The following is a 26,239-nucleotide window of genomic DNA, read 5'->3' on the forward strand; positions in this document are numbered from 1 at the left end:
ACACAGCCTGATGCGTTGCCTCTGGTCAGTGTGTCCTGAGCGCGCCCGCCGTGTTCGACCAGATCGACGACGGCAAGGTCATCGTTCTCGACGCGCCGGCACTGGCAGAACACTCCCGCACGCGGCAGGCCACCGCCCTGTGTCCGGTCGGCGCCATCCGCGTGCACGGCAACTGACCCGCCCGCCATCAGAATGCCGGCGCCCGGACAGCCTTCACGCCTCCGGGCGCCGCAGCGCCGGAGCCTCACACGGCAAAGGACGCGCCGCGACAGGCGAGAGGCCGTCCAGGACCAGCGCCACATAGCGCCGCCACCCGTCCTCACCCCGATCCATCGTCCACAGCACGCTCACCAGCATGGTCATGAGGCGGCGCAGGTCCTCCGGCACCAGGTCGTCGCGCACCACGCCTTCTCGCTGACCCCGCTCGATGAGCGGGGTCAGCGCGTCGAAGAACCGGTCACCGACCCCAGGCGTCAGTACTCCGGCGCCGCGGGCCGCGGTGAGCACGTTGTAGGCCTCGGCGGCCGACGACAGTGCCGCCTCCCACACCTGCGTCAGACCGCGCCGCACGTCATCGTCCCGGTCCGCCCGCTCCACTGCGGGCAGCACCTGTTCGGAGAACTGCTGGTCCAGCACCGCGCGCAGCAGCACACCCTTGTCGGGGAAGCGGCGGAACAGCGTCGCGATCCCCACCCCTGCACGCCGGGCGACCTCGTCCAGTGAGGCATCGGGCCCGTGTTCGGCGAACACCGCACGCGCCGACCGGACGATCTTGTCGAAATTACGTGCTGCGTCGGCTCGCAGTGCTCGGGGGGTACCAGCAGGCATGTCCTCACCTTAGAGGGCGCGCAGACGGGTGCGGTGGTGGTATCCGGCAGCAAGACAGGCACAGGTCCTGACGATCACGGAGTTGCGACGCTCTGTGATCACTGGGGAAACCTGTGCCTGTGCTGCCATCATGGCTGACCGAATCGCTCTGGGGCCAGTTCGCGGCCCTGTTGCCCGAGCGGCCGGAGTACCATCCGGACCATCCGCTGGGCTGCCACCACCGGACGGTTACGGCATTTCACTGGGTTGCGTCCTGGCCGGAGCCAACCGCCACGACTCCCCGCTGCTCGCCACGACCCTGGACCGCCTGAACGACCTCGGACCGATGCCCGACAACATCACCGTCCACCTGGACGCAGGCTACGACTCCGACAAGACCCGCACCGTGCTCGACGAACGCGGCCTGCAGGGCCGGACAGCACACAAGGGCGAGAAGGTGCCCATCCAGGCAAACCAGAGGTGGCACGTGGAGCGCACTCACGCCTGGCAGAACGCCTTCCACCGCCTCGCCCGCTGCTACGAACACCGGGCCACCGTCATCGACGCCTTCTGCGACCTCGCCGACACGATCATCACCGTACGTAGCCTGATCCGCCAAAGCATGGACGACTCACTGCTGGGACGAACGCCCGCACCACCGACTGGCCGAGGTGGAACGCCCCCGCGATGTCAGGGCCTCCCGCTATGCGTCGATCACAGTGGTCCAGTCTCTGACCGCACAAAACCCCGCGCACAGCGGGCTGGACGCACTGGCACGAGGACCATACGGGCTCGGCTGCCGAACTGGCCGCCCGGCACGGCGCGGAGGTGGTGGCTCATCGGCTGGAGGCGCCGGTGAAGGCCCCTCCGCAGTGGCTGGTGGCTACCTTGCGCCGTTCGAAGTGGCCGAGGAACTCCTCCATTCGGCGTCGGTCGGGGTGCGGTATCCCTTGCTGGACCCACAGCCGGTCTCCTCACGTCCGTAGGAGGGTGATGTCCCCGATTGCGGTTCTCGTCGAGCAGGGGCGCGCTGCCGGTGATCAGCGCGAACGGGGCTTGGTTCGCCGAGCTGGACGGAGCCTTCGCGACTCGGGGGTATGCAGCACGGCCGCCACCCTTTCGAGCTTCGTGGGCATGTCACTTGCTGCTCACGGCTCGTATGCTCGCCCATGCCCGGCGCCGCCGCGGAAGCGGACGCCATGCCGAAGAGCCGCGGGCTGGTCACCCGTGAGGCCAGTGGCCCGGCTGGACAAGACCGCACTCGTAGGCGAAGACGACGGCCTGAACCCGGTCGCGCAGGCCGAGCTTGGCGAGGATGCGGGTCACGTGGGTTTTGACCGTCGGCTCGCTCAGGAAGAGTTCCGCGCCGATCTCCGCGTTGGAGCGGCCGCGGGCGATGAGACCGAGCACCTCGAGCTCGCGCGGGGTCAGCGTCTCCAGCCCGGTGGGCCGGTCCGAACCGGGGCGCGGACGGCGTACGTACTCCTCGATCATCCGCCGGGTGATCTCCGGGGCCAGTAGCGCCTCGCCCGCGGCGACCGTGCGGACCGCTCCGGCGAGTTCGCGCGGCGGTGCGCTCTTGAGCAGGAAGCCGCTCGCCCCGGCGCGCAGCGCCTGGTAGACGTACTCGTCCTCGTCGAAGGTCGTGAGGATGAGTACCCGTGCCGGGCAGCGCTCGCCCCGCAGCAGGCGACGGGTCGCCTCGATCCCGTCCATGCGCGGCATCCGGATGTCCATGAGGATGATGTCGGGCCGAAGGGTGAGCGCACTGTCGACTGCCTCCGCGCCGTTGGCTGCCTCGCCGACGACCTCGATGTCGTGCTGGCCGCTCAGGATGGAGTGGAAGCCGCCGCGGACCAGGGCCTGGTCGTCCACAAGCAGGACGCGGATCACTGGGGGGCCGCCTGAAGTGGCAGGCTTGCGGTCACGGCGAAGCCGCCGCCGGCGTGTCCGGTCTCCAGAGTGCCGCCGTAGAGTCCGACCCGTTCACGCATTCCCAGTAGCCCGTGGCCGATCCGGTTCGAAGCCGACCTTGCCGGCGCGCCCGTGCGTCCGGTGTCCCGCACGCTCACCCGTACGGACTGCTCGTCATAGTGCAGCCTCACATGCGCCGTGGTGGGCGCGGCGTGCTTGAGCGCGTTGGTGAGTGCCTCCTGCACGACCCGATAGACGGTCAGGTCCATGCCGGGCGGCAGGGGGCGGACCGGGCCCTCCATGGTGAGCTCGACCGGCAGGCCGACGCCGACCATGTGCTCGATGAGCTCGGCCAGGTTCACGGTGCCCGGCTGCGGCTTGAGCGCGAGCCTCGTCGCTTCCCCGCGCAGCAGGCCGAGCATCCGGCCCAGTTCGCCGACCGCCTGCCGACCGGTCTCCTGAACCGAGCGCAGCGGAGCGTGCGCCTTGGAGGGATCGCGGTCGAGCAGGTCTTCGGCGGCGCCCGCCTGGACGACCATGACACTGACGCAGTGGGCGACGATGTCGTGCAGTTCGCGGGCTATGCGGGAGCGTTCCTCCGCCAGCGCGACATGGATCGCCTCTTCGCGCTCGGCCTCCAGCCGCTGGACCCGGGCCTGGTTGTCGGAATGGCTGCGGGCGCGGGCGCTCAGCACCCGGCCGGCGACGAAGACGATGGCGATCGGCACCGCGGCGAACGGGATGTTGCTGACGGTGCCGGCGTCCGGGTTGCGCAGCATCACGAGGACGACGGTGGTGGCGGTCGCCGTGACGCCGAGCCACGCGGGCACGCGTTCCCCGTGCCGGGCCACTGAGTAGGTGGCGAGCAGCAGTGGCAGGAAGTCGCCCCACAGGGTGAACGTCAGCGCGGTGGCCAGCATCGGTCCGGCGATCGCGACCGCGACGACCACGGCCGTGGCGAGCGGGGCCAGCCTTCGCAGCGTCAGCACCAGCGTCGCCACGAGGGTGGACACGACCAGGGGCGGCATGGGGCCGTACCGGGTCGAGTTGTCGAGATCGAAGACGATGTCGAGCAGGGCGAAGCCGCTGATCGCGAGCGCCAGCAGAGCGTCGGGCAGCAACCCTGCCGGCCTGCGCCGCAGACGCGCCGGGGCCACCGACTCCTCTCGCGCCGGCGACTTGGCGCGCGCCGTCTTCAGCATCACATCCGCAAGCTACCGGCGGGTGGAGCCGGGCGGCGTCATCCGAACGTCGTATTCGTCTCGTACGGATCGCGACCTGCGAACGACCCGGTGCCGACCGGGGTACGACGACGCCCCGGGTCCGCCGGACCGACGCTGAACGGCGCGCCGCCGAGTGGCGGCACAACGCAGGAGGAGACCATGACCGTGAACCTCAAGCGCCTGGCCGGATGGGCGCTCATCGTCGGCACGATCGTCGCGGCGTTCGGCTATCTCGCCGCAAACCTCCTCGCGCCGGGCAGCGGCGACGAGGTCTTCCGCTACCACCTCTGGCCGCTGTTCGAGGGGATCGCGGTCGGTGGGGACGTCATCATCGCGCTGGGGCTGCCCGTGATCCTGACCTTCGCGCGACGGGCACCGAAGCTGCACGTCGTCGGCTACGCCGGCATCTTCGCCGCGCTGGTGATGCTGAACATCGGCGAGGGAGTGATCGAGGGGTTCGTCAAGCCGTACCTGGTCGACCACGGCGGCATTCCCACCGGGCAGCCGTCCGGCTTCGGCGTCTTCGAGGGCGTCGGGCTGCTGTGCCTGCTCGTCGGCGCGATCTGCCTAGGCATTGCCGTGCTGCGTGCCCGGACGCTGCCGTGGTGGATCGGCGTCGCGCTGTTCGTCTCATGCCTGCTCGGCGCCCTCGGACTGCCCGGACGCTGGTTCATCCTTCCCGACGACGTGTTCTTCGCCGCGCTGTTCGCCATCGGCGTCCACGCCGTACGTGGGCGCAGCGAGGTTGCCACGGCGAGCGTGGTCGAGCCGGCCGCGGTCTGACCCGAATCCACAGACGGTGGAGGCTGATCGCCCCTTGCACCGGTGGGCTTCCCGGGCCCGCGGGGTTCAGTACCGCATGAGCAGCCGGAAGTCGAACGCGTACCGGGACGCGCGGTGCAAGTGTGCCCTGTGCTCGACCGCCCCGACCAGTCTGCCACCAGGCGCTGTCCATGAGAGGGGGGAAGGTTTCTTCCCAGGAGGCGAAGTTTCCCGGAAGGAGCCTTCCCTTTGCGTGCGCGCAAGACAGTGCCAGCCTCGGTGTCGTGGCGGCGGAATGGCTGCGGCACGGTGCACGAGTCTCCTTCAGGGCCCGTCCGGCACCGCCGGATTCCCCAACGTGAGCCAGGCGCCCACGGAGTCGTCGAGGGCATCGCCGTCGAGGGGGGGACAGAAGTCGGCCCAGGGTTGCGGCGACCTGGTCGACAACGGCATCAAGTGGCGGAACAGGCGTACAGGTCGGCCGCCTGTGCTACCACGTGGCGGTCGATGGCCCGCTGCAGTTGGGTCAGAGTGTGGTTCAGCGTGCGGCGGACCGTGGCGATCTCCATGGGTGTCCGTGGTGCGTGGCCTGTGGTCCGGCGACGGAAATCCGTCTGCCAGGCGGAACCGCCGCTGAGCCGCACCCGGTTGCTTGCCAAGCCCGCTCCTCTGCCAGCCAGGCGAGGCAGGCCTTGCCGACGGCGGTCAGGTGGGACGGAAGGCGCGCGCCAACGGAGCTTGCCAGACGGATCCCGAGACCGGGTGGGTCCTGCTTGCACAGGTAGACGGCGTCGGTGTGATCGAGGATCGCGTAGTGCGAGGTGACCCCGAGCGCGCGGGTGAGCCGGCTCAGCTCCGGGGCCACGATGCCGGTGACGCCGACGCGGCGCAGGTGGGCGGAGCCGACCTCGAAAGCCTTCAGGCCGATGCGTTCCATCGACGACTGGAAGCACGTCGGCCTCGACACCGAGACCGGTGCAGGGGGTGTGCCACCGTGGTCAGCCGGGCGGCGAGGAGGTCTACTGACGTGCGGTCATGTCCTCGCGTGGGCGGTGCGCCGCTCTTTGTGGAGGTGAGTTCGGGTGCGCCCCGGCACCGTGAGCGTGGGGAACGTTCTGTGACCATGCTAGCGGGCGGTGTCTGAGGGGTGATTCATTGCCCGTGGTCTGGCGAGGGGCTGGTTCGGTGTGTCCTTGCTGTCCGGCGCTTCGCGTGTCGGCTGGTGAGTGTTCTGTGCGGCCCAGGGCGATTCGGGCTTGGGGGAGGGCCTCGAGGAGGTGGTACGGGGTCTCTTCGAGGAGGGTTCTCAGGGCGGGGGTGACCGGCCGGTGCCAGAGGAGGGTGAGGCGGATACCGCATCGCTCTCGCAGGGTCAGTAGTTGTTTCTGGCGGGCGGTGGTGAGGCGGTCGGTGCGGCAGACGATGAGACGCTCGATGTGGTGCGTGAGTATCCAGGTGGCGACGGCGTCCCAGGCGGGGCGCTGGGAAACCATGCGGCCTGGTCCACTGCGGGCACGGTGTTGTCCGTCACCTCTGCCCTTCGATGAGGGACCTGTCCTGCGCCAGCCCCTGCCGTCGTACCGTCGCGGCGAGAGTGCGGTGCGCCCGCTGCTCGGTTCGCATCAGCCTCTCCTCGGGGAGTGCGCGCTGCCACCACTCGCCGGCCGCGGTGTCGGCCGCGTCCCGCAGCTCCACGAGGCGGGCGGTGAGCCGGTGGCGGGCAGTGGCCAGTTCGGCGGTGGGGCTCGTGGAGGCGGCCAGCGCCTGCTCAGCGGTGTCGGTGGCCTGCTCGGCGGCGGTGAGCGCCTGCTCCAACCGGCCGCCGGTGCGCCGGTTGGTGATGAGAATGGCGACGACCATGCCGACCACGACGCCCGCGAGGGTGTCCAGAACGCGGTCCGTGATGAGCTCCGCGGCAGGCCGGACGTTGGCGAACAGGGTGATCAGCAGCGCCATTGGAGTGACCGACATGGAGCCGAGCCAGTAGTTGCGGCTGATCAGCATCTCGTTGCAGAAACTGAAGAAAATGCAGAGGATCGCCAGGGTCACGACGCTGGTCCTGGCCAGCGGGACGACCGCGGCGAAGACCGCGACCCCGCAGATGTTGCCGACCAGGCGCTGCAGCACACGGTTCCAGGTGAGTGTGACGTTCGCCTGGTAGATCGAGCAGGCCGAGACGATCGCCCAGTACGGGTGGCCGACGCCGAGCGCCAGTCCGACGTAGCCGGCCGCCGCGCAGCCGACGGCGCAGCGCACGGCGACGGGCAGCAGCGGCGAGGCGGGCCGCAGCAGGAGCTGAACCAGCCGCTTGCGGCCCTGCTGACGGCGCTCCTCGCGCTCGGCGTCGACGCCCAGCAGCTCGTCGCCGGTGCCCGCCGGCATCCGCACCTCGGGCAGCGGGCCGTGGCCGCGCACCTGGTAGGCCCACTCGCGCAGTTGGTCGGCATCGGTCGCGCCGGGCGTGCCGGCGAGGGCGGCTTCGGCGCGCAGCACCAAGTGCTCCAGGGTGTGCCGTGCGCTGGTGCGCTTTCCGGTGGCGAGCAGCGACTGCCAGGCGCCCAGCACGGCCGCCGCCGAGGCGTGCCGGGCGCGGGGCCGCCGGACGTCGTCCGTGTAGTCGAGGTAGCCGGCCGCGGCCTCCAGGGCGCGAGCGGTGGTGCGGCGCTCGGGGCCCTCGCGTCGGATCAGAGCCGGGGCCAGGGCGACCAGGCCGCCCACGATGCCGGCGCCGAGGGCCAGCGCGGTGTGGAAGGGAACTTCGTGCAGCTCCTGCGGGACGAAGAGGGTGCCCGAGACGACGAAGACGAGGATCACATGGCCGGGCGGACCGATCCGGGTGGCGTCGCAGACCGCCTTCTGGATGCCGGCGATCACCGAGGCGATCGCGATCAGCGCGATGACGCTGTCGACGAGGGAGGCGCAGACCAGTGCGACGGCCACGCCCGCGGTCATGCCGATCACGACCCAGACGCTGGCCCGGATGCGGGCGGCGTACGGCAGCTGGTGCCCGTACAGCGCGCAGAAGGCGCCGGACATGACGTACATCGCCAGCTCGCTCCGGCCGACGACCAGCAGCGGTACCAGGACGAGAGTGACGGCCACCGCGACGCTGGTCGCGGGCTTGAACCAGATGTCGGAGGGCCGGTTGACGCGGAGCACTCCGGACAGCGGGAGTCGGCGCGTGGGGGGCTGCCTCGTAGCGGATTCCATGTTGCTCACACAGGATTAACAGGTGTTTTACTAGTAAATTACTAGTCGCTTAGGTGGCGACCTCGCCGGCTGCGGGGATGTCGCCGCGGAACCGTGTTTGGTGGTAGGCGCGGACGGTGGCGTGTGTCGTGGGCGTGGCCCTTGTCATGCGGGGGTGATTCCTTCGGTGGCAGTGAGGTGGGCGGTGAAGTTTCCCCGTGATCTTGGACACTCGATCTTTATCCTGTGAGGGTGTGTTGGTGGCGCTGCCTGGTCTCGGCTGGTGTGACGTAGCCGTGGACCTTGTGCTTGCGGAGGCGCCGGCGGTTATAGAAGATCTCGATGAAGGCGAAGACCTCGGCGCGGGCGGTGGCCCGGTCAGGCCAGACGCGGGTGCCGATCTCTTCTTTGAGTAGAGCCCAGAAACTCTCCGCGGCGGCGTTGTCGAAGCATGATCGGTGCGGCCGCAGCTCTGCCGCAGGCCCAACTCGTATATTTCACGCCGGAATTCGGTTGAAGTGTATTCGCTGCCGCGATCCGAGTGCGTGATGCATCCATACTGCAGGTCACCGCGGCCATGGGCCATCTTCAAGGCGTCGACGACCAAGGAGGCGCGGTGGTGGTCGGCCATGGCGTAGCCGACCACCTTGCGGGTAGCCAGGTCCAACCAGCAGGCGAGGGAGAGTCAGCCCTCGGCAGTGGGCAGAAAGGTGATGTCCCCGACCAGCTTCGTGCCGGGTTGCTCGGCGTGGAAGTCGCGGCCGATCAGGTCCGGGGCCGGCCGGGCCTTCTCGTCCGTCCGGGTCAGCGAGCGCCGCTTGCGCCGAGTGACGCCCTGGACGCCGTGCTCGCGGATCGGACGGGCGATGCGCGTGCGGTTGACGCGCTGTTCCAAGCGCCGCAGTTCGGCGGGGATCCGCAGGACGCCATAGGCCTCGCGGGAGGCGAGATGGATCACGGTGATCTCGTGCACCAGTGCCTCGTCGGCCACCCGGCGTGCGGCGCGGGCCTTCGCCGCAGCCTGCCAGGCGTAGAAGGAGGAGCGGGCCACCTTCAGCAGCCGGCACAGGAAAGCGACCCCATGGGTGGTCTTCTCCGCCTCGATGAACGCGATTATGCGGCTCATGGATTGCTCTCCTTCGCAAAGAAGACCGCGGCTTTTCGCAGGACCTCGATCGTCTTGGCCTGCTCGGCATTCTGCTTGCGCAGCCGCTTGACTCCTCGCGCTCGGCGGTAGTGAGCTCGCCGGGCTGGCCTTCGCCGCGGTCCGCCTTGGCCTGCCGGTACCAGTTGCTCAGGGACTCCGGGCTGACCCCGAGCTCCCGGGCGACTTCGGTCACCGTTCGGCCCGTGGAGTCTACGAGCGCGATGGCATCCCGTTTGAACTCTTCCGTGTACCGCTTCGTGTACTTGCTTCCCACCTGGCACTACTTCCTCTGGTACCTCGCGTCCCAGTCTCCAGGTGTCCACGATCTAGGGAAGCTTCACCGTCCGCGACGACCGCCGCTTCCGCCAGGGCCTGCGACTCTCCCGGCTGCCGCATCACAAGACGCTCATGAGTACGACTTCTCCTTCCAGCCCGAACTCGACCCGCCGGACAGGTGTTCGGCTACGAGGTCCTCGCCACCGCCATCCTCGACCGCCTTCTGCACCCACTGCGAAGTGATCGCCATCAACGGCCCCAGTTACCGGCTCAAGAACCGCCTCAAGGCCATCGAGCGAGAGACCGACGTGGCCTGACAGCTGGGGACGTTCATCTGTATGCACCTGGGGAGAAAAGTCCCTACGCCGACAGGTGCAGGCCAGGCGTTGTCGGTCAGGGCCCGTTCGATGGTGATGCCGCGGGCGGCGAATCAGGCCGTTGCCCGGGTGGGAAGCTGGCGTAGGTGGCGGCCCTCTCGTCGGGCAGGGCTTCGGTGTAGGCCTGGCGGGAGTGGTCGTCCAGGGCGGTGTGCAGGTAGAGGTAGCCGTGGCCGGTGCGGTCCTGGTTCTTGCGGTCGGCGGTCCGGCCAAGCACCTTGTGTCCGCCGCCGTCGGGGATACGGCCGAGCTTCTTGATGTCGATGTGGACCAGTTCGCCGGGCCGGGAGCGCTCGTAGCGGCGCACGGGCTCGCCGGTGGCCCGGTCGCAGGCAGCCGTCGCCAGCTCAATCGGCAGGGGCTGTGTGTCCGCGGATCTCGCTTGGCGGTTCGCCGGACACACCCATTCCTCCAGCCCGTCGACGCGCGCGCTTCCCCTTACTGAGTGGGGAGCACCCTCGCGCAGTCGCCGCACAGCCATGCAGACCAGACCCGGTCCGGGGGTACGTGAACACTGACCCGAGGCGCATGACCTGCTGTGGTACCGACGGCGTACGACGTCGTGAACATCAGCGCCTGCAGGAGAAGGAACTCGCACAGGGCAGGCGGGGGTACCAGCTTCCTCAACACACGTACCCGCGCTGGAGGACCCTGCCGACGGCTACCGCCGGCAGGGCAGGCGCGCTACTCCGCCTGGGAACGGCCACGCACGACGGCAAATCCTGCCGCTACCAGGCCCAGCACGCCGACGGCCAGACCGGCGATGCCGAGGCCTCGGGCAGTCGAGTCACTGGTCGAGGCGGTCGGCTTGGTGGTCTCGGAGCTCTTCGAACCCGCTGGCGAGGCGGTCGAAGTGCCGCCGCCTTCGTCCGCGCCCTTGGCGGTGAGTTTGAGGACGGGCGCCGGGTTCTCCGGCTCCTGGCCTCCCTGGGCCTCCTCGATCCAGCGGACGATCTTGCCGTCGGAGTACGTCTGCAGGGTCTTGAAGGTCAGCTGGTCGGTGTCCTCGGGCAGCTGGCCGAAGGCGACGTTGAAGTCCTCGTACTGCCCCGGCGCGATCTTCCCGCCGGTGAAGGTGATCTCGGAGACAGCGTCGGTGATGGTGCCGTCGTCGGTCTTGAGAGGCGTCTTGAGCTTGGTGTTGGTGACCTTGGCGGTCCAGCCGTCCTGCGGATGGACCAGCACGCCGAGGATGGGGTGGTCGGTGGGCAGGTAGACCTGGACCTTGGTGGTGCTGGCGTTGTCCTCCTCGTTGGGGACGCGGAAGGTCAGCACGCCGTCGGTGGCCCCCTTGGCGTAGCTGTCAGGGTGGACGGTGACGTGTGCGGAGGCGACGCCCGCGGCGGCGAGGACTCCGGCGGCGGTCAGGGCGGTGACAACGCCGGCGCGGCGCAGGGTGGTGCGGGTTTTGGACATGAGGTGAGGGATCTCCGTACTGAAGGAAGGGAGGTCGAGGGTCAGATCGCGTACGGCATCCCCATGGGCGGTCCCCGCAGGTGAACGGCATACCTCAGCCGTGCCTGCCTCAGGAAGCACAGCTCACCGCCTGCGCGACGTACGAGCCCTTGCCCGGCCGATGCGCGCCACGTCCTGCTTGCCGCCTGCCACGAGGCGGCGAGCCCCGGCACGAACGCGACCGCCCACCGCAGTAGCGACCACAACGCCGCCTCACCGCGCCGCAGCCACCACGTCAGCACCAGGGCCGCCCCGACATGGGCGGCGGTGGCGTGCGGCATCAGCGCATGCGCATGGGGCATCGGCATGCTCTGCATGACCATCGCGACATGGTGTGGCTGCACGGCGTGGAAGACGAGGTGCAGCCCGCCCTGGGCGGCAAGAGTCCCCATGCCGATGGCAGCCAGCGACCGCTCCCGGCCGCCCAGCAGGCACCCGGCCGCAAAGACCGGCACGAACGCGACGGCCTGCACCCACACCGGCGGGGCCATGCCTGTGGCCAGGGCATGCCCTCCGACGGCAAGAAGCACGCACAGCACAGCGAACACCGCCGCACGCACGCTCCGCACTGCCAGGGACACACTCACGGGACCTGATGCTGCCACGCAGCCAGAGGATCTCACCCTCGCCCACGCACACGCGTCGTGGATGCGGTCCAGCCGGTCCACCAGGTGCATCACCTCGGCCTGGTCCCCGGGGCCACCCGCCCCTCGCAACCGACCGGGTGTGCCACCCCACACCGATGAGGCGGAACTCGCCATTCCACTCAGCCGACCGCTGACATCACCTCGTAGGCCGGGCCGAAGGCGGGGTTGGGCCGGGGCTCCTGCTGACCGTGAAGCCCTCGTCCGGCTGCCACCGCCGCCCAGTCACCTGTGGTGATGTGCTCGCCCTCATCGGCCCACCACGGCGTGCCCGCAGTTCACGGCCCGCGCGCAGGCGCTGTGCGGCGAAGGACAGCTGCAACGAGCAGCGGCGCAGCAGATGCTCCTCCGGGTCGTCCGCGGCGAGTGCCTCAAGGACGCGCAGGCATTCCGTCCCGCTGCGCAGCATGTCGTCGGTGCGCCCGAGCTTCTCGTAGTCCTCGGACAGGACACGCAAGGCGGAGGCGAGCCGGTCGACGGCCGCGCTCCGGCCGGTCCACTCAGCCACCAGTCGGTGGAAGCCGGCCGCCTCCTCCATGCGCACAACGGCCTCCTCCACCTGCCCCGCCTGGGAGTGGTAGAGGGCCAGGTTGTGCACTGCGACCGACAGGTACTCACCGAACGCCGAGGGGTTGGCGTCCGTCAGCAGACGGTATTGCAGCACGGCGTCCTTCGCGGGCTCCAGTGCTTCCTCATGGCGTCCTGACTCCGCGAGCGACTGCGCCATGTCCTCCAGGACGCTCGCCACATGCGCAACGTCGACCGCCCGGCCCAGGGAGAACAACGTCCAGTGGAGATCGACCGCATCTCTCCACGTGTCCACGGCCTCGTCCACGCGTCCGGCCTCGGCGAGCAGGCTGCCGAGCCATTCCAGGCACTCGAGCAGTCCGTCGCCGAACTTGTACGGATCGAAGTCGTGCATGCGCTTGGTGAGGGCGACGGCCTCGCGGGCGTACGGCAGTGCCTCGTCGGGCTGGCCGAGCCCGACGAGCGCGTGCGAGACCCCGGACAGAACGGGGGGAAGCAGCGGCAGGTCGACCTGCGGGGCCGCCTCCGCCAGGGCCCTGACCAGGTCCAGCGCGACGGTGAGGACCTTCAGCGCCTCGTCGGGCCGGTCGTCTTCGCTGTAGTAGTTCCCGACCTGGCACAAGGCGAGGGTGAAATTGTGCAGGTGCGGTATCGCCTGCCTGGCCGGGCGACCGGAGACGAGGTCGTTGTAGCAGCTCACCGCCATTTCCGCGTAGTCCAGCGCCACATCCTGATGGAGTGCGGCCGGCGCCGCCTGGTCGGCGGACAAGAGGACATGATCATCGACATCGCCCTCAACCTCGCGTCCGGCCGGCAGACGCCCTCGCTCTAGGAGTGGTACCACGCAGGTCACGAACATCAACGGGGGACCATCCCCGCAGGTGCGGCGAGCAGCCGCTCTGATACCAACGTTCCCGGCTGGGGACCACCCCCGCGGGTGTGGGGAGCGGGGTGATCCGTGCTGTGACACCCTCGCCAGGGTGGGACCGGCTGCTCAGCTGGCTCGTGCTCAACGACGGTGTCGGTCATCTCTGGCGTCTCCTTGATCATCAGATCCGCCGTTGAGTAGACACTCCTCCCGCCAGCCCTCCTCGGCCGATGACGACCCACAGATCAGTGAGAAGAGCCTCATGTCGCTTCTCTCTCGTGGGACGGGTCGTGATCAGGAGCGCGGCAGCAGCTCGGGGACATCGAGTCCGTGTACGTCGTCGGCAGCCACGAACCGGTCGGGGCGCAGCGCGATGACCGTGGTCTGGTAGCGGCCCATCCAGTCGAGCATCCTGTGGTCCAGGTCGATCACGTCCCTCTCGGCTTCGGAGTAGGCGTCCTTGGGGCGCACCGCGACGTAGCGGGCACCGAGGGTGTCCCAGCCCGCCTTCTCCTCCGGGGTCAGCACGGTCGTGGGGTCGACATTCGCACCCAGCAGGACGAAGCCCTCGCCGAGGAAGTCGTCGAACAGGCGCTCCAGGCCCATCGGGTTGCATACCCGCGGCTGCGGGATCATCCGGCCGATCGCGGAGTCGTCGGCGGCCACCGGCCCACGGAACCAGCCCGCGGTGAGGACCGGGTCGCGGGTCAGCGGCGGACCCCACGGCGTGACCTTGAAGGACGGGTCCGGCGCGCTCATCTCCGCGACCTCCTCGGGCGAGGCGAGGCCCTTGATGACCCGGCCGTTGGTCACCGCGATGTGGGTGTAGAAGGCTACGTTGGGTCGGCGCTCGGTCTCGTAGGTGTCGAGCACCGCCTCGTCGAGCTCGCCGCCCAGGACCCGGGCCAGCTTCCAGCCGAGGTCGTAGCTGTCGCGGACGCCGGACTGCATGCCGGCTCCCGCCCACGGCGGCATCAGGTGGGCGGCGTCCCCGGCGAGGAAGATGCGCCCCTCGCGCCAGGTCTTCGCCATCCGGACGTGGTGGCGGTAGAAGGCCCACTGGTGGAGGGTGACGTCCTGCTCGTCGTGGCCCAGGGAGTGGATCAGCGGCCAGACCTTGTCCTCGGTGGCGTAGTCCTCGGGCGTCTCGCTCGGCTTGAGCGGGATCTCCCAGCGGTGGGCGCCCGCCGCGACGGCGACGTCCACGACCGGGCGCTCACGGTCGGTCCAGAAGGTGAGGAAGTCGCGGTTGGGCCACCAGCGCTTGGCGTGGCAGTCGATGATGATCCACTGCCCGCCGTCGGTGTCGCCCTCGAGCGGGATCCCCAACGCCTCGCGGGTCGGGCTCGAGCCGCCGTCGGCCGCGATGGCGTATTTCGCGCGGGTCACCCGGGTGGAGCCGTCCAGGCCGGTCGAGGTCACGGTCACGCCGGTGAGGTCCTGCTCGACCTTGACGACTTCGTCTCCGTAGTGGATGGTCAGCCGGTCGCCGTAGAGGTCCTGGGCCGCCGCGCGGAGCTCGGCCTCCATCTTCGGCTGGTTGAGGTTGTAGCACCGGGCGTCGGCGCCGAGGTTGGACGGGTCGTGCCACAGCCGCATGACCTCGGTCTGGTCGTAGGTCAGCCACCGCAGCGCGAGCTGGGGATCGATCGCCTGGCGCATTCGGTCGCCGACGCCGAGGTTCTGCATGATCCGCAACGTCCAGTCGTTGACCGTCACCGCTCGGGCCCTGGGGTAGATGGACTCCTCGCGCTCCAGGGCGACCACGGAGACGCCGTACTTGGCGAGCGTCAACCCCGCCGCCAGGCCCGTCGGACCGTAGCCGATGACAGCGACATCCGCGTCGTAACCGCCGCTCATAGTCGGAATTCCCTCTCGGTTCGAAACCATTGCTGCGAGACCACCCGCACATGGTTATGGACTGATTGGTGCATAAAGTGTGATCAGGCTGACTTGGAGGCGTGAGGACCGCCGTCATCCTCGAGGTGACCGTGCGCGCGCGGTGGCCCCCGTCCCGCTGAGGCGTGCTGAGGCGGGCAACGCTCTGGACCAGGAGACCGCCGAGGCGCTCAGAGCGGCCGGAGCCGAACTACGCGAGATCGAAGCCTTCGCGATCCCGGAGTCGATGGCGGAGCCGCCGGAAATCGCGAGTCAGGCGCCCTGTGCTCTCCATGACGCGGTTGCCCCTCCCCGTTACGAAGGGCGGTCGGCTTCAAGCGTCGTAGGAGTAGATCCAGCTGTTGGTCGCCAGCGGGTCGGCTTGAGCGTAGGCGGCATCTCGGGCCTGTTGCTCGTCCCCGTCGGGAAGGTGGTTGATGTGTGCGCGTGCGTGGCTCTGCTGCTGGAGCCGGGTGGTGCGTGGGCGACGCAGATCTTCGTAGCGCCGAAGTGCCTGGGAGGGATCAGGGTCCTCGGCGAGGCACCGTGCGATGACCGCGGCATCCTCGATCGCTTGGGCCGAACCTTGAGCGAAGAAGGGGAACATGGGGTGGGCGGCGTCGCCGAGAAGCGTCGTCGTTCCGATGCTCCACCGCTCCAGCGGGTCTCGGTCCAGCAGCGCCCAGCGCCCGGGTGAATCCGCTGCTTTGATCAGATCGGTCAGGCGCGAATCCCATCCCTCGAACTCGGCGAGAAGTTCCTCGGTTGTCGCCGTTGCCGACCACGACTCGACGGTGTAGTCGCCTGCCGGCGCGAAAGCCACGAGGTTGATGTACTTGCCCGCGGAGACAGGGTAGTGAACGAGGTGATGGTCCGGGCCGATCCACAGTGTGTGGGACCGGCGACGGGCCAACGCTGGTGCCTCGGCGGCGGGAACCAGCGCGCGGAATGCGCAGATCCCGGAGAAGACGGCCGGTGTCCCGGTGGCGATCGCCTGTCGGACGACCGAGTGCGCACCGTCGGCGCCGATCAGGACATCGGTCTCGACGACGTCGCCGTTCTGGAACCGAAGTCGGGGACGCGGACCCGAGAGGTCTGCCTCGACGCAACGCTCGCCCAGCCGCAGGAAGTCGATCGGCACCTTGCTCTTGATGACCCCCAAGAGGTCGGCACGGTGCGCGGTGTAGGTGTGCTCACCGAACAGCCGTTTGCTGGATGTCGCGAGATCCTCGGCCGACAGCACCTGCCCGTCCGCCCAGCGGCGGAACTCCCAGCCGACATCCATCCGGACAGCCTGGGCGCAGAACTGATCCATCACGCCGAGCCTGCGCAACAGCTTGACGGCATTGGGCGCCACCACGAGACCCGCTCCGACCTCCGTCAGTGCCGGCGCCTGCTCGTAGACGGTGCATCGCAGGCCCGCCTGGTGGAGGAACGCGGCGGTGGCAAGACCACCGATTCCACCGCCGAGTACGGTGATCCGCTGCTCCGTGAGGGATCCGCTGTTCATGGCCTGCCACGCTCCGTCTGCTCTGGGACTCGTGGACGCCATGATGTTCGCCGGCCCCGGAGAGTGGTGCGGTGATGTGCGTTCAATGAACATACGAGTACAGGTGAGTCGCCGAGAGAGGATGCGCCGATGCCACGAACCAGTGAGCCCGGGCGGAGTGTGAGTTCCCGCCTCCTCGACGTGCTCTTCGCCTTCGAGCCCGGCCGGAGCGAGATGAGTCTCTCCGACCTCGTTCGGTCCACGGGGATGCCGTTCGCCACCGTACGGCGCTATGCGTTGGAGCTGACCGAGGCCGGTGCGCTCAAGCGGGACGCACAGGGCATCTTCACCGTGGGCCTCAAACTCTGGAGGCTGGGAACGCTGGCGCCCTTCACCGAGCCACTGCGAAGTCAGGCCCAGCCGTTCATGGAGGACCTCTACACCGCGCTACGACAGCACGTGCAGCTGGCTGTCCTCGAGGGTGACGAGGCTGTCGTCATCGAGCGGCTGTCGGCGCCGTCCGCGCTCGGTCTCGTCTCGCAGGTGGGAGGTCGGCTCCCGCTGCACTGCTCGGCGGTCGGCAAGATCCTGCTCAGCCACGCTCCGGCCGAGGTCGTCGACTCGATTCTCGACCGGGGCCTCAGGGCATACACGCCCCAGACGATCACCGACCCCGCTCGCCTTCGGGCCGAGCTGGCCAGGTGCCGGTCCACCGGCACCGCGGCCGTCCGTGCCGAGCTCTCGGAGGGCGCCCATTCGTATGCGGCACGCATCCTGAACACGGAGGGCCGAGTCGTCGCCGCCCTCTCGGTGGTCGTGCGGGCCGGATCCGTGAAGGAGCACGCGATCCTGCCGGCGGTCGTGACCAGCGGACTGAGCATCTCGCGGTTGCTCGGCTGGCAGCCGACGGTGCGGGTTCGAACCGACTGAGGGCCCACGAGAGTCATTGAATGAACATCCGTCTTGTGACGGTGGTAACGCGCGCCAAGACTCGGCCTGCCTCGTGCAGCAGGGCCGCCCTCGATGAGCGTCTGCTGTGCTGAGCCTCATCAGCATCAGGACGACAGAGAGGAGGACGAGAAGTGAGCGGAGTCAAAGAACTGGCCTACGTCGTCTACGAGGTCAGCGATCTCGCGGACTGGCAGCACTTCGGGGTCCAGTTGCTCGGCATGCAGTACGGCGACCGGACGAGCAAGGGCTTCACCTTGCGGGCCGACCAGAAGGCGTACCGGTGGATCATCGAGGAAGGGCCGGCCGACGATCTTGCCGCCAGCGGCTATGAGCTCTCGAGTGACGCGGAGCTCGACGCGTTGGTCGCACGCCTCGAAGCCGCCGGGCTCGAGGTGACCGCGGGTGACGAGGAGTTGGTGCGCTCGCGTCGCGTCCGGCGCTTGTTCGCCACCACCGACCCGCTGGGCAACCGCATCGAGCTCGTTACCGGGCTGGCTGATGCCGACTCACCGTTCGAGTCGAAGGACCTGCTCGGCTCTTTCGTCACCGGTGCGGGAGGGGCCGGTCACGTCGTCCTCATGACCCCAGGTGTGAGCCGGGAGGAGTACCTCGCCTTCTACGTCGACCTGCTCGGCCTGAAGATCAGCGACGTCATCATCGAGGAGGTCGCGCCCGGCATCGTCGCGAACCTCATCTTCCTGCATTGCAACCCGCGACACCACTCGGTCGCCCTCGGAGACATGCCGGTGCCGAAGCGGACGCACCACTTCATGCTGGAGGTATCGGACATCCGCGACGTCGGTCTTGCATGGGACCGTTGTCTCGATGCCGGACAGCCCATCGAGATGACACTCGGCATGCACACCAACGACCACATGTTCAGCTTCTACGTCACCACCCCCTCGGGCTTCGCCGTCGAGTACGGCTGGGGAGGACTGCTCATCGACGACGACACGTGGCAGGTCAAGACCCTTGACAAGCTGGACGCCTGGGGCCACAACCGGCCGCAGGACGTGGCCCAATCGCTCCTGGCCGGAGCCTCGAAGGAACAAGACTGACATGACGCTGCAGGTTGAGAACATCGCGCGTGAGATCGAGACCGAAACGGGGACAATCCACTACAACGAGGTCGGGGAAGGACACCCGGTCGTCCTGCTGCACGGCGGCGGCCCCGGCGCAACGGGATGGAGCAACTACTCCCCGAACATCGAGGCGCTCTCGCGGAACTTCCGCGTCATCGCTCCCGACATGCCGGGGTGGGGCGACTCGGTGGCCGTCGACTTCAACACCGTCGACCACGTCGAGGTCGCGGTCCAGCTCCTGGACGCACTCGGCATCGAGAAGGCCGCCTTCGTCGGCAACTCGATGGGCGGTCACACCTCGATCCGACTGGCCTCCGAGCGGCCGGAGCGGGTGTCGCATCTCGTCACGATGGGTCCGCCGCTTCAGATGGGGCCGTTCATCTTCGGCGCCGGCGGCGGCCTCAGCGAGGGCCTGAAGATCATGTACGACGCCTACCGCGACGCGAGCCCGGAGGGGATACGCCGGTTGGTCGAGATCATGGTGTACGACAAGGCGCGCTTCGCCGGCCCCGAACTGACCGCTGAGCGATCCGAGGCAGCGCTCAAGCGTCGCGAGCATCTCGACAACGTGATCGCTGCCGGTCCCAAGGCGCCCATCCCGATCTGGGCGGACAAGTCGAAGCTGTCGGGAATCACCGCCCCGGCTCTGCTGATCCATGGTCGCGACGACCGTGTGGTCTCGTTCGAGTCGACGCTGTTCCTCGCTGCCCACATCGCCGATGCGCGTGCGGTGTTGATCAATCGCTGTGGCCACTGGGCGCAACTCGAGCACGCCGATGAGTTCAACCGACTGGTCACTGACTTCATCCTCAACAACTGAGGTGGCGTCACCATGAGCGGCGCCGGCGCCGGTCCGTCCCGCTGACGGCCGGCGCCGGAGTGCTCCCATGCCCACCCGTGGTCGAGGACCCAGCAACGAGGCAGGCGCGTGCGATTTCTCCACGAAACCCTTCCGCAACGAATCCGATTCGCCTCCGCCGAGGCGGCTGCGAGTCTGGCCTCCGAGATCCAGGTGTTGGGATCCGAGCGGGTGATGGTGATCGCGAGCGAGTCCGGAGGCCGGCTGGCTCAACGGATCACGGCTGACATCCCCGTCGCCCTGCAGCACCACGAGGCCGTCACCCATGTCCCTGTGGCCGTTGCCGAGCGCGCCCGGGCAGCGGCCACCACGTGCCGTGCCGACGTCCTCGTCAGCATCGGCGGCGGTTCGGCGACCGGACTCGCCAAGGCGGTCGCCCTGACCACCGGCCTGCCGATCGTCGCGGTCCCCACGACGTACGCCGGGTCTGAGGTCACCGACGTCTGGGGGATGACCGAGGGCACGACGAAGACGACCGGGAGGGACCCGCGGGTGCTTCCGAAGGCGGTCGTGTACGACGCCTCGCTGACCCAGTCCCTGCCGATCGCGACGTCGATCGCCAGCGGACTCAACGCGGTCGCTCACTGCGTCGACTCCCTGTGGGCGCCCCGCGCCGATCCCGTCAACGCGGCTCTCGCGACCGAAGGGATTCGCGCGCTGCGGGTGGGACTGCCTCAGCTGATATCCAGCCCGACGGCGATCGAAGGCCGTGAGCGGACGCTCTTCGGCGCCTATCTGGCCGCAGCCGCCTTCGCATCGGCCGGCTCGGGACTCCACCACAAGATCTGTCACGTGCTCGGCGGGATGTTCGACCTGCCACACGCCCAGACCCACGCCGCCGTGCTGCCCCACGTGCTCGCGTTCAACGCCGCCCATGCGCCCGAAGCGGAGCGACGGCTCGCGGCGGCCTTCGACGCACCTGACGCCATATCCGGCCTGCGTGCGCTGCACGAGCGACTCCACGCACCGACCGCGCTTCGTGATTACGGCATGCCCGAGTCCGGCATCGTGCCTGCCGCCCGGGCCGTCGTCGCCGCGGCGTTGACTCTTGCCAATCCGGCGCCGGTCTCCACCGACGCGATCAGCCATCTCCTGCGCAGAGCAAGGGAGGGAGCAGAGCTGTGAACACCGCAACCCCGAGGACTGCCGACGTGAGCGAGGAGCAGTCGCGCCGAGAGCAGGACCTCGTCGACCGTGTCGTCCGGTCGTTCGACGGCTGCCCGGATCCACGACTGCGCTACCTGGTGCAGGCGCTGGTGCGCCACCTGCACGCCTACCTCCGCGAGGTCCGCCTGACCGAAGCCGAGTGGGAGAAGGCCATCGCGTTCCTCACCGACGCGGGCCACATCACCGACGACAAGCGGCAGGAGTTCATCCTGCTCTCCGATGTCCTCGGTGCCTCCATGCAGACGATCGCCGTCAACAACCAGGCGTACGCCGACGCGACCGAGGCGACGGTGTTCGGCCCGTTCTTCGTGGAGGACAGCCCGCGGATCGAGTGGGGCGGCGACATCGCGAACGGTGCCGAAGGCGAGCCCTGCTGGGTCGAGGGCAGGGTCACCGACACCGACGGCAGCCCCGTCGCCGGAGCAAGGATCGAGGTGTGGGAGGCCGACGAGGCCGGCTTCTACGACGTGCAGTACGACGACGACCGCACAGCGGCGCGAGCACACCTGCTCAGCGACGAGGAGGGGCGCTACGCGTTCTGGGCGATCACCCCGACGCCCTATCCGATTCCGCACGACGGCCCGGTCGGCCGGATGCTCGCCGCCGTCGGCAGATCGCCGATGCGCGCGTCACACCTCCACTTCATGGTGTCGGCACCCGGTCTGCGAAGGCTGGTGACGCACATCTTCGTGCACGGGGACGAACTGCTCGACAGCGACAGCGTGTTCGGGGTCAAGGACTCGCTCGTGAAGCACTTCGAGAAGTGTGAGCCCCACGATCCGACTCCGGACGGACGCACGCTCGAGGGACGGCAGTGGTCGCGCGTGCGGTTCGACATCGTGCTCGCTCCCGCAGGCGCCAGCGAGGGCAACCGTGGTCATTCAGTGACCATGTGACTTGTGACACCCCTGGTGATCGAAAAGACTCGCGCTCACTTCGGCACCCCGGAGAACCGCTGCCCAGGTGCTCGAAGCACCGTCGAACGCTTCACGCGTCCCTCCTCGGGGGCCCTCCATGAGAGCAGAGAGATATGTCAACCACCGCTGACGAGGCGGCCACCGGGCCTGCCTCCGCCGTGCCCCGCAGGGCCTACCTCGGCACCCTCGTCGCTGCGTGCAGCGCCGTCTTCGTCGCCCAGGCCAGCAGCTCCATTCCGTCGACCTTGAACGGGTTGTTCCAGAGCGACCTCGGGGCCACTGGCGACCAGATCACCTGGATCACCGCCGCGTTCATGATCGCAGTCGTTGTCTTCGAGTTCACCTTCGGAGTGCTCGGCGACCTGTTCGGCCGCAAGAAGCTGGTCATCGCCGGAACCGCGGTCCTGCTCGTCGGCAACATCGTCTGCGCAACAGCGACTCAGCCACACGCGCTCTGGATCGGCGCGGGCCTGATGGGTCTCGGCGCCGGCGCGATGCTGCCGGGCTCGCTTTCCTTGGCGGCGGCTGTCACCCGCACGTCGCGAACCCGCGCGAAGGCCGTCGCGATCTGGGCCGGCTTCCTCTCGGCGGGAGGCGGTGCCGCGCCGTTGATCGGCGGTCTGTTCGCCCACTACGGGAGCTGGCGCGGCGCCTTCTGGATACTCGGCGTACTGGCCGCTCTGTCCATCGTGCTCATGCTGCTCTTCGCCGCGGAGTCGTCGGCGCCTGAGGGCCGCAAGCTGGATATCCCCGGACAGATCACCTTCGCCGTCGGTCTGATCCTGATCCTCTTTGCCGCCGTTCAGGGCCCGGCAGACGGGTGGGGCAACCCGAGGATCGTCACCTGCTTCGCCGTCGGCACGCTGTTCCTGGCGGCCTTCGTGCTGATCGAGAACCGGTCGGAGTCACCCATCCTCCACCTCGACCTGTTCAAGAACAGGGCCTTCACCGTGACCTCGATCGCCGCCGTCATCGGGATGTTCTCCTTCCTGGGAGTCGGCTACACGATCAGCATGTGGATGGGGCCCACCCAGCACCAGGACCCCCTTCGCATCGCCGTCGTCTTCATGATCCTGCAGGCGCCGACCTTCGTTCTGATCCCGGTCATGTCCCGCCTGCTCCGCCGCATGAGCGCGACTCTGATGCTCAGCTCCGGGTTCGCGCTGATGGCCGTGGGTTCGCTGTGCTACACCACGCTGGACGTCACCGACAATCGTCTGGCGCCGTTCGTGCTGCCCTCCGTCGTGATCGGCCTGGGCTTCGCGTTGAGCCTCAACTCCATTACGGCGGTCGCTCTCAACACCGTTCCCATGCATCTGGCGGGGATGGCGAGCGCCACCAACAACATGATCCGTGATCTCGGCTTCAGCCTCGGGCCGGTCGTCATCGGAGCCGTCGCTTTGAGTCAGGCGGGCGACCAGCTCATGGCGGAACTTCCGGGCTCGGGGCTTCCCGCCGACCAGATCACGGCAGCAACCGGCATCGCCGAGCTCGGTGGCCCGGTCGCCGTCAACGGCATCCTGCCCGGGCAGCCGGGCTCGGCGGCCCACGCCTTGGCCCTCGGCTCCCTGGGCAGCGGCCTGACCCTCGGGTTCATCGTGTGCGGCATCGCCGCCACGGCAGCTGCGGTCCTCACTGTTCTCGGAATGGGCCGCACTCGGCCGGCCGAGCCGACAGGGGAATCTCTCTCCGACCCGCTGCAACCGGCCCTGGAGGCGATCCCGGACGTCAACCTGATGAATCCGATCGCTCGCCGGGAACCGGAACCTCGCCTCACCACCGACTGAGACGCTCCTGTCACCGTTGCTCCGGTGCGCTCGGCACCGTTCGCGAATTGACGACGCCGGCCCGCGACGAGCGGGTCGGCGCCGTTGCTTGCAGTGAGTGACCATCTCCAGGGCTGCACCTGTCCGCGTACTCGTCTGAGCCTCGATCGGGTGTGTCAATTTAACGGATCTGGCTCGCACATCTGCACTCCTTCACCCGGGGCCTAAACCGAGATCGCGACGCCGTGATCGCCGCGCTCACGCTTCCGTACAGCAACGGCCCCACCGAGGGCGTCAACACCAAAACCAAACGGATCGCGCGCCAGATGCACCGGACGAGCAGGCTTCACCCTTCCCCGCCACCGCATCCTCCTCGGATAGCAGCACTCTCCGTCACCATCGAATGTGCGACAGGGCCGAGAGATTGACAGGCCGTTACTTGACCTCGCAGGCCTGGGACTGACCGCCTGTCGGACAGCCCGCTTCATGAAAGCGCGAGGCTAACGATTCCTCCGCCTGCCAGATACGGGCGGCGGGTTCTACGTGGTGGACAAGTGCATCACGGCGGCCGCTCGAGCTGGCCGACGGTCCGGCCGTGGACATGGACGGCAGGTGTGGACTGGGCGACTGGGTTGGCCACCGTGAGCGTCGCAGTTGAAGGTCAGGTGGCCAGGGGCGGGTCGGTGAGCAGGTCGTCCGCATACTCGCCGGTGACGAGGTAGACCACACGTTGGGCCACCGCGACGGCATGGTCGGCGAAGCGTTCATAGTAGCGGCCGACGAGCGTGGTATCAACGGCCGTTTCGACGCCGTGGTGCCACGGGTCGTCCATGAGGTGCTGGAAGATCGCGCGGTGCAGCTCGTCCATGCGGTCGTCGTCCTTCTCCAGTTGGAGTGCCGCGTCGACGTCATGGGTGATGAGCACTTCGGCGGCCTGGGCCATCAGGCGCTGCGCGATGTGTCAGGCCTCCAACGGCCAGACTTGCAGCAACCACTCCTCGACGCCTTCGTAGTACAACTCTTCACCGATGAGAGCCTCGGCCTGTGCGCGTCCTCGCCAGTGGGTCCTCAAGCGGTACGTGCCAGGCTGGCCCGCACATACGGGGTTACCGACGGGACCGCCGTCCCATTCCTTGAGCAACAGTGTCCCTGTGACGGATTGAAAGTCGGCTTCCTCCACGGCTTCCCACCGTGATGCGTCCTGTGGCTCAGGTTCGGCGGACCAGACTTCGAGGCGGACAGTCGGGTAGAAGTCGTTGCCACCGGTACGCAGAAGGACTCCATGGGCGGCTGGTACAGCCAACTGGGACGACTGCGCCCACTCGTAGGGAGGTTCGACGATGGAATCCTGATCGGTCAGTTGGAAGTGGCGGTACTCGATGCGAGGCATGGCATCATCGAGGGCGGTGAGGAGGCGGCGGGCAGCCATGGGGGAGTCCCTTCATACAAGTGCATTGCTGTTTCGGCCAGACGCTCCACCTCTGGCCGATACTCTCGAGCTGGTCCAGGAGTTACCAGCGCATGCCGAGTTGGTCGAGGTCGGCGCGGCGTTGCGGGTTCAGCGCCGCGGCTCGTCGGCGGGCATTGCTCACGAATGAGCCCTGACTCGTCCGCGGCCCACATCTCGTTCGACGGCTGCACCTCCAGCCGACCTGGCGGCGTCAGCTTGACCAGGCCGACGATCCTTGAGCGCTCGGCCTCGGTGATCCTTCGCATGCGTCCCTGCCCGCCCAGATCCTCCAGCCCCTCCAGCCCGCAGCGGTTGAAGCGGTGCAGCCAGCGGCGCACCGTCTTCTGACTGCACCGCAGCTCGTCGGCTATCTGCGGGACCAGCCACCCGCCCCAGCTCAGCTCCACCATCCGGCAGCGCTCCACGACAACCTTCGGCGCCTTTCTAGCCGACGCCAGGCGATGGACCACCGCTTGCTCGCCCTCGTCACGGCCCGGCCGTGCCCTCAGCACCACTACCCAGCACCCGCCCCCGAGCACCCGCAACCACGCCGCTACCAGCAGCTATACCCATCGAAAGCGGAATTCAGCACTAGTGCGGGTCCAACCTGGTTCACACGCAGAGGACTTCGATGCCCTGCGCCGTGATGTCCACGACGAATGACTCAGGGGCGTCCTTGTCCGTCACCAGGATCGACACCGCGTCCAGTGCGCACACCCGGGCGAATGCCCGGCGGCCCAGCTTCGAGGAGTCGGCCACCACGATCACGGTGCCTCCGCGTTCGGCGAGCGAGCGGTTTGCACTGGCCTCCGACTCGTCGTGCGTGGCTGCGCCGAAGTGGGGGTGGACCGCGTCCACACCGAGGATCGTGTAGTCGAGGGCGAGGTTCTGGAGGGCGGACGTGACGAGTGGGCCGACGAGTTCGTAAGAGTTCGGCCGGGCTACGCCACCCGTGAGGACGATCTTCACATGGGGGCGGATCGCCAGCTCGTTGGCAATGTTGATCGCATTGGTGACGACGGTGAGGGCGACACCGTTGGCCGTGCCACCTGGATCGGAGCGGACGGCCAGTTCTCTGGCCACCTCGGAGGTCGTGGTGCCGCCGTTGATCCCGACGACGGAGCCCGACGGGACGAGTCCGGCTACGGCTTTCGCGATTCGCTGCTTCTCGTCCGCTTTGCGGGCCGTCTTGTAGCGCAGTGGCAGGTCGTAGGCGACGGAACTCACCACGGCCCCGCCGCGCGTGCGGGTCAGTAGGCTCTGCCGGGCAAGTTCGTCCATGTCGCGCCGAATCGTGGCGGAGGAACAGCCCAGTCGCTCGGCGGCCTCAGTGACACTGACATTCCCCTGATTTCCCAGAATTTCGAGCAGTTGGGCCCATCGGGCAGGTGCCCCCACTTGTTCCTCCTCGCACCGCGCAAAGCGTATCCTGCGCGGTCCTCCGCCTCCAGACGTGAGCAGCCGCGTATGTGCACGTGACCGTCTATGCG

At 68.3% G+C, this 26,239-nt stretch carries 22 protein-coding genes and 10 pseudogenes; 13 read left to right on the forward strand and 19 right to left on the reverse strand.

Going from position 1 to position 26,239, the window contains the following annotated elements; genetic code table 11:
* Positions 1-23 precede the first annotated feature (23 nt).
* A pseudogene (locus ACIHCX_RS35225) lies at positions 24-176 on the forward strand (ferredoxin); the annotation flags it as partial.
* A 37-nt stretch (positions 177-213) separates the two neighbouring features.
* Here the strand turns inward: ACIHCX_RS35225 and ACIHCX_RS35230 are convergent.
* Positions 214-828 (reverse strand): TetR/AcrR family transcriptional regulator, encoded by a 615-nt coding sequence (locus ACIHCX_RS35230; protein WP_400036923.1) that lies wholly within the window; start codon positions 826-828, stop codon positions 214-216.
* A 113-nt stretch (positions 829-941) separates the two neighbouring features.
* Between ACIHCX_RS35230 and ACIHCX_RS35235 the strand changes: the two are divergent.
* Positions 942-1,469 (forward strand): annotated as a pseudogene (locus tag ACIHCX_RS35235) (transposase); the annotation flags it as partial.
* A gap of 103 nt (positions 1,470-1,572) precedes the next feature.
* A pseudogene (locus ACIHCX_RS35240) lies at positions 1,573-1,686 on the forward strand (MBL fold metallo-hydrolase); the annotation flags it as partial.
* 342 nt (positions 1,687-2,028) lie between these two features.
* On the opposite strand, the gene ACIHCX_RS35245 reads toward ACIHCX_RS35240, so the two are convergent.
* Together ACIHCX_RS35245 and ACIHCX_RS35250 are read right to left on the reverse strand one after the other, a co-directional pair.
* A complete protein-coding gene (locus ACIHCX_RS35245) occupies positions 2,029-2,700 on the reverse strand; it encodes a response regulator (RefSeq protein WP_400036925.1) in 672 nt (223 codons plus the stop codon).
* Entirely contained in the window at positions 2,697-3,923 is a 1,227-nt protein-coding gene (locus ACIHCX_RS35250) for a sensor histidine kinase (RefSeq protein WP_400036990.1), read from the reverse strand. Before ACIHCX_RS35250 ends, ACIHCX_RS35245 begins: the two co-directional genes overlap by 4 nt.
* Positions 3,924-4,103: 180 nt before the next feature.
* On the opposite strand from ACIHCX_RS35250, the gene ACIHCX_RS35255 reads away from it, so the two are divergent.
* The gene (locus ACIHCX_RS35255) at positions 4,104-4,727 is read left to right on the forward strand and encodes a hypothetical protein (protein ID WP_400036927.1); all 624 of its coding nucleotides are present in this window, start codon (positions 4,104-4,106) and stop codon (positions 4,725-4,727) included.
* 517 nt (positions 4,728-5,244) lie between these two features.
* Here the strand turns inward: ACIHCX_RS35255 and ACIHCX_RS35260 are convergent.
* The 6 genes and pseudogenes from ACIHCX_RS35260 to ACIHCX_RS35285 all read right to left on the reverse strand — a co-directional run.
* On the reverse strand, positions 5,245-5,643 hold the full coding sequence (locus tag ACIHCX_RS35260) for an IclR family transcriptional regulator C-terminal domain-containing protein (protein ID WP_400036929.1): 399 nt from the start codon (positions 5,641-5,643) through the stop codon (positions 5,245-5,247).
* Between the two features lie 590 nt (positions 5,644-6,233).
* Positions 6,234-7,865, reverse strand: coding sequence for an FUSC family protein (locus ACIHCX_RS35265; RefSeq protein ID WP_400036931.1), 1,632 nt, complete (start codon positions 7,863-7,865; stop codon positions 6,234-6,236).
* Positions 7,866-8,134: 269 nt separating this feature from the next.
* The gene (locus tag ACIHCX_RS35270; protein WP_400036992.1) at positions 8,135-8,389 is read right to left on the reverse strand and encodes an IS3 family transposase; all 255 of its coding nucleotides are present in this window, start codon (positions 8,387-8,389) and stop codon (positions 8,135-8,137) included.
* A pseudogene (locus ACIHCX_RS35275) lies at positions 8,365-8,562 on the reverse strand (DDE-type integrase/transposase/recombinase); the annotation flags it as partial. The pseudogene ACIHCX_RS35275 and the gene ACIHCX_RS35270, both read right to left, overlap by 25 nt.
* Positions 8,563-8,580: 18 nt before the next feature.
* Positions 8,581-9,021 (reverse strand): IS3 family transposase, encoded by a 441-nt coding sequence (locus tag ACIHCX_RS35280; protein WP_400036933.1) that lies wholly within the window; start codon positions 9,019-9,021, stop codon positions 8,581-8,583.
* A 106-nt stretch (positions 9,022-9,127) separates the two neighbouring features.
* Positions 9,128-9,316: pseudogene (locus tag ACIHCX_RS35285) on the reverse strand (transposase); the annotation flags it as partial.
* Positions 9,317-9,490: 174 nt separating this feature from the next.
* Between ACIHCX_RS35285 and ACIHCX_RS35290 the strand changes: the two are divergent.
* Positions 9,491-9,635, forward strand: a pseudogene (locus tag ACIHCX_RS35290) (ATP-binding protein); the annotation flags it as partial.
* A 273-nt stretch (positions 9,636-9,908) separates the two neighbouring features.
* Here the strand turns inward: ACIHCX_RS35290 and ACIHCX_RS35295 are convergent.
* From ACIHCX_RS35295 to ACIHCX_RS35310, 4 genes and pseudogenes are all read right to left on the reverse strand, one after another.
* Positions 9,909-10,023, reverse strand: a pseudogene (locus ACIHCX_RS35295) (IS481 family transposase); the annotation flags it as partial.
* A gap of 356 nt (positions 10,024-10,379) precedes the next feature.
* A complete protein-coding gene (locus ACIHCX_RS35300; protein WP_400036935.1) occupies positions 10,380-11,111 on the reverse strand; it encodes a YcnI family protein in 732 nt (243 codons plus the stop codon).
* 41 nt (positions 11,112-11,152) lie between these two features.
* Positions 11,153-11,737, reverse strand: coding sequence for a hypothetical protein (locus ACIHCX_RS35305; protein ID WP_400036937.1), 585 nt, complete (start codon positions 11,735-11,737; stop codon positions 11,153-11,155).
* Positions 11,738-11,933: 196 nt separating this feature from the next.
* Positions 11,934-13,028, reverse strand: a complete 1,095-nt coding sequence (locus tag ACIHCX_RS35310) for a tetratricopeptide repeat protein (protein WP_400036939.1) — start codon at positions 13,026-13,028, stop codon at positions 11,934-11,936.
* A 12-nt stretch (positions 13,029-13,040) separates the two neighbouring features.
* On the opposite strand from ACIHCX_RS35310, the pseudogene ACIHCX_RS35315 reads away from it, so the two are divergent.
* Positions 13,041-13,154 (forward strand): annotated as a pseudogene (locus ACIHCX_RS35315) (hypothetical protein); the annotation flags it as partial.
* 330 nt (positions 13,155-13,484) lie between these two features.
* On the opposite strand, the gene ACIHCX_RS35320 reads toward ACIHCX_RS35315, so the two are convergent.
* Both ACIHCX_RS35320 and ACIHCX_RS35325 read right to left on the reverse strand, forming a co-directional pair.
* Entirely contained in the window at positions 13,485-15,050 is a 1,566-nt protein-coding gene (locus ACIHCX_RS35320; protein ID WP_400036941.1) for an FAD-dependent monooxygenase, read from the reverse strand.
* 352 nt (positions 15,051-15,402) lie between these two features.
* On the reverse strand, positions 15,403-16,578 hold the full coding sequence (locus tag ACIHCX_RS35325) for an FAD-dependent monooxygenase (protein WP_400036943.1): 1,176 nt from the start codon (positions 16,576-16,578) through the stop codon (positions 15,403-15,405).
* A gap of 129 nt (positions 16,579-16,707) precedes the next feature.
* On the opposite strand from ACIHCX_RS35325, the gene ACIHCX_RS35330 reads away from it, so the two are divergent.
* The 7 genes and pseudogenes from ACIHCX_RS35330 to ACIHCX_RS35360 all read left to right on the forward strand — a co-directional run.
* A complete protein-coding gene (locus ACIHCX_RS35330) occupies positions 16,708-17,487 on the forward strand; it encodes an IclR family transcriptional regulator (RefSeq protein ID WP_400036945.1) in 780 nt (259 codons plus the stop codon).
* A 152-nt stretch (positions 17,488-17,639) separates the two neighbouring features.
* A complete protein-coding gene (locus ACIHCX_RS35335; protein ID WP_400036947.1) occupies positions 17,640-18,566 on the forward strand; it encodes a VOC family protein in 927 nt (308 codons plus the stop codon).
* Between the two features lies 1 nt (position 18,567).
* The gene (locus tag ACIHCX_RS35340) at positions 18,568-19,410 is read left to right on the forward strand and encodes an alpha/beta fold hydrolase (RefSeq protein ID WP_400036949.1); all 843 of its coding nucleotides are present in this window, start codon (positions 18,568-18,570) and stop codon (positions 19,408-19,410) included.
* A 108-nt stretch (positions 19,411-19,518) separates the two neighbouring features.
* A complete protein-coding gene (locus ACIHCX_RS35345) occupies positions 19,519-20,574 on the forward strand; it encodes a maleylacetate reductase (protein ID WP_400036951.1) in 1,056 nt (351 codons plus the stop codon).
* A gap of 26 nt (positions 20,575-20,600) precedes the next feature.
* A complete protein-coding gene (locus ACIHCX_RS35350; RefSeq protein WP_400036953.1) occupies positions 20,601-21,512 on the forward strand; it encodes an intradiol ring-cleavage dioxygenase in 912 nt (303 codons plus the stop codon).
* Positions 21,513-21,646: 134 nt separating this feature from the next.
* Positions 21,647-23,320: an MFS transporter gene (locus ACIHCX_RS35355; RefSeq protein ID WP_400036955.1), complete on the forward strand. Its 1,674-nt coding sequence runs from the start codon at positions 21,647-21,649 to the stop codon at positions 23,318-23,320.
* A 173-nt stretch (positions 23,321-23,493) separates the two neighbouring features.
* Positions 23,494-23,680, forward strand: a pseudogene (locus ACIHCX_RS35360) (transposase); the annotation flags it as partial.
* Between the two features lie 280 nt (positions 23,681-23,960).
* Here the strand turns inward: ACIHCX_RS35360 and ACIHCX_RS35365 are convergent.
* The 4 genes and pseudogenes from ACIHCX_RS35365 to ACIHCX_RS35380 all read right to left on the reverse strand — a co-directional run.
* Positions 23,961-24,257: pseudogene (locus ACIHCX_RS35365) on the reverse strand (phosphate signaling complex PhoU family protein); the annotation flags it as partial.
* Between the two features lie 3 nt (positions 24,258-24,260).
* Positions 24,261-24,728: a hypothetical protein gene (locus tag ACIHCX_RS35370; protein ID WP_400037000.1), complete on the reverse strand. Its 468-nt coding sequence runs from the start codon at positions 24,726-24,728 to the stop codon at positions 24,261-24,263.
* A complete protein-coding gene (locus ACIHCX_RS35375) occupies positions 24,656-25,288 on the reverse strand; it encodes a transposase (RefSeq protein WP_400036994.1) in 633 nt (210 codons plus the stop codon). Before ACIHCX_RS35375 ends, ACIHCX_RS35370 begins: the two co-directional genes overlap by 73 nt.
* Positions 25,289-25,361: 73 nt before the next feature.
* On the reverse strand, positions 25,362-26,147 hold the full coding sequence (locus tag ACIHCX_RS35380) for a DeoR/GlpR family DNA-binding transcription regulator (protein WP_400036957.1): 786 nt from the start codon (positions 26,145-26,147) through the stop codon (positions 25,362-25,364).
* Between the last annotated feature and the right edge of the window lie 92 nt (positions 26,148-26,239).

The organism is Streptomyces sp. NPDC052043 (assembly GCF_044548235.1).
Classification (GTDB): Bacteria; Actinomycetota; Actinomycetes; order Streptomycetales; family Streptomycetaceae; genus Streptomyces.

Coding starts and splice junctions, on each gene's coding strand:
- ACIHCX_RS35280 (WP_400036933.1), bottom strand. CDS start 9,021: ATGAGCCGCATAATCGCGTTCATCGAGGCGGAGAAGACCACCCATGGG.
- ACIHCX_RS35355 (WP_400036955.1), top strand. CDS start 21,647: ATGTCAACCACCGCTGACGAGGCGGCCACCGGGCCTGCCTCCGCCGTG.
- ACIHCX_RS35230 (WP_400036923.1), bottom strand. CDS start 828: ATGCCTGCTGGTACCCCCCGAGCACTGCGAGCCGACGCAGCACGTAAT.
- ACIHCX_RS35310 (WP_400036939.1), bottom strand. CDS start 13,028: ATGGCGGTGAGCTGCTACAACGACCTCGTCTCCGGTCGCCCGGCCAGG.
- ACIHCX_RS35320 (WP_400036941.1), bottom strand. CDS start 15,050: ATGAGCGGCGGTTACGACGCGGATGTCGCTGTCATCGGCTACGGTCCG.
- ACIHCX_RS35250 (WP_400036990.1), bottom strand. CDS start 3,923: ATGCTGAAGACGGCGCGCGCCAAGTCGCCGGCGCGAGAGGAGTCGGTG.
- ACIHCX_RS35370 (WP_400037000.1), bottom strand. CDS start 24,728: ATGGCTGCCCGCCGCCTCCTCACCGCCCTCGATGATGCCATGCCTCGC.
- ACIHCX_RS35255 (WP_400036927.1), top strand. CDS start 4,104: ATGACCGTGAACCTCAAGCGCCTGGCCGGATGGGCGCTCATCGTCGGC.
- ACIHCX_RS35340 (WP_400036949.1), top strand. CDS start 18,568: ATGACGCTGCAGGTTGAGAACATCGCGCGTGAGATCGAGACCGAAACG.
- ACIHCX_RS35300 (WP_400036935.1), bottom strand. CDS start 11,111: ATGTCCAAAACCCGCACCACCCTGCGCCGCGCCGGCGTTGTCACCGCC.
- ACIHCX_RS35325 (WP_400036943.1), bottom strand. CDS start 16,578: ATGAACAGCGGATCCCTCACGGAGCAGCGGATCACCGTACTCGGCGGT.
- ACIHCX_RS35260 (WP_400036929.1), bottom strand. CDS start 5,643: ATGGAACGCATCGGCCTGAAGGCTTTCGAGGTCGGCTCCGCCCACCTG.
- ACIHCX_RS35330 (WP_400036945.1), top strand. CDS start 16,708: ATGCCACGAACCAGTGAGCCCGGGCGGAGTGTGAGTTCCCGCCTCCTC.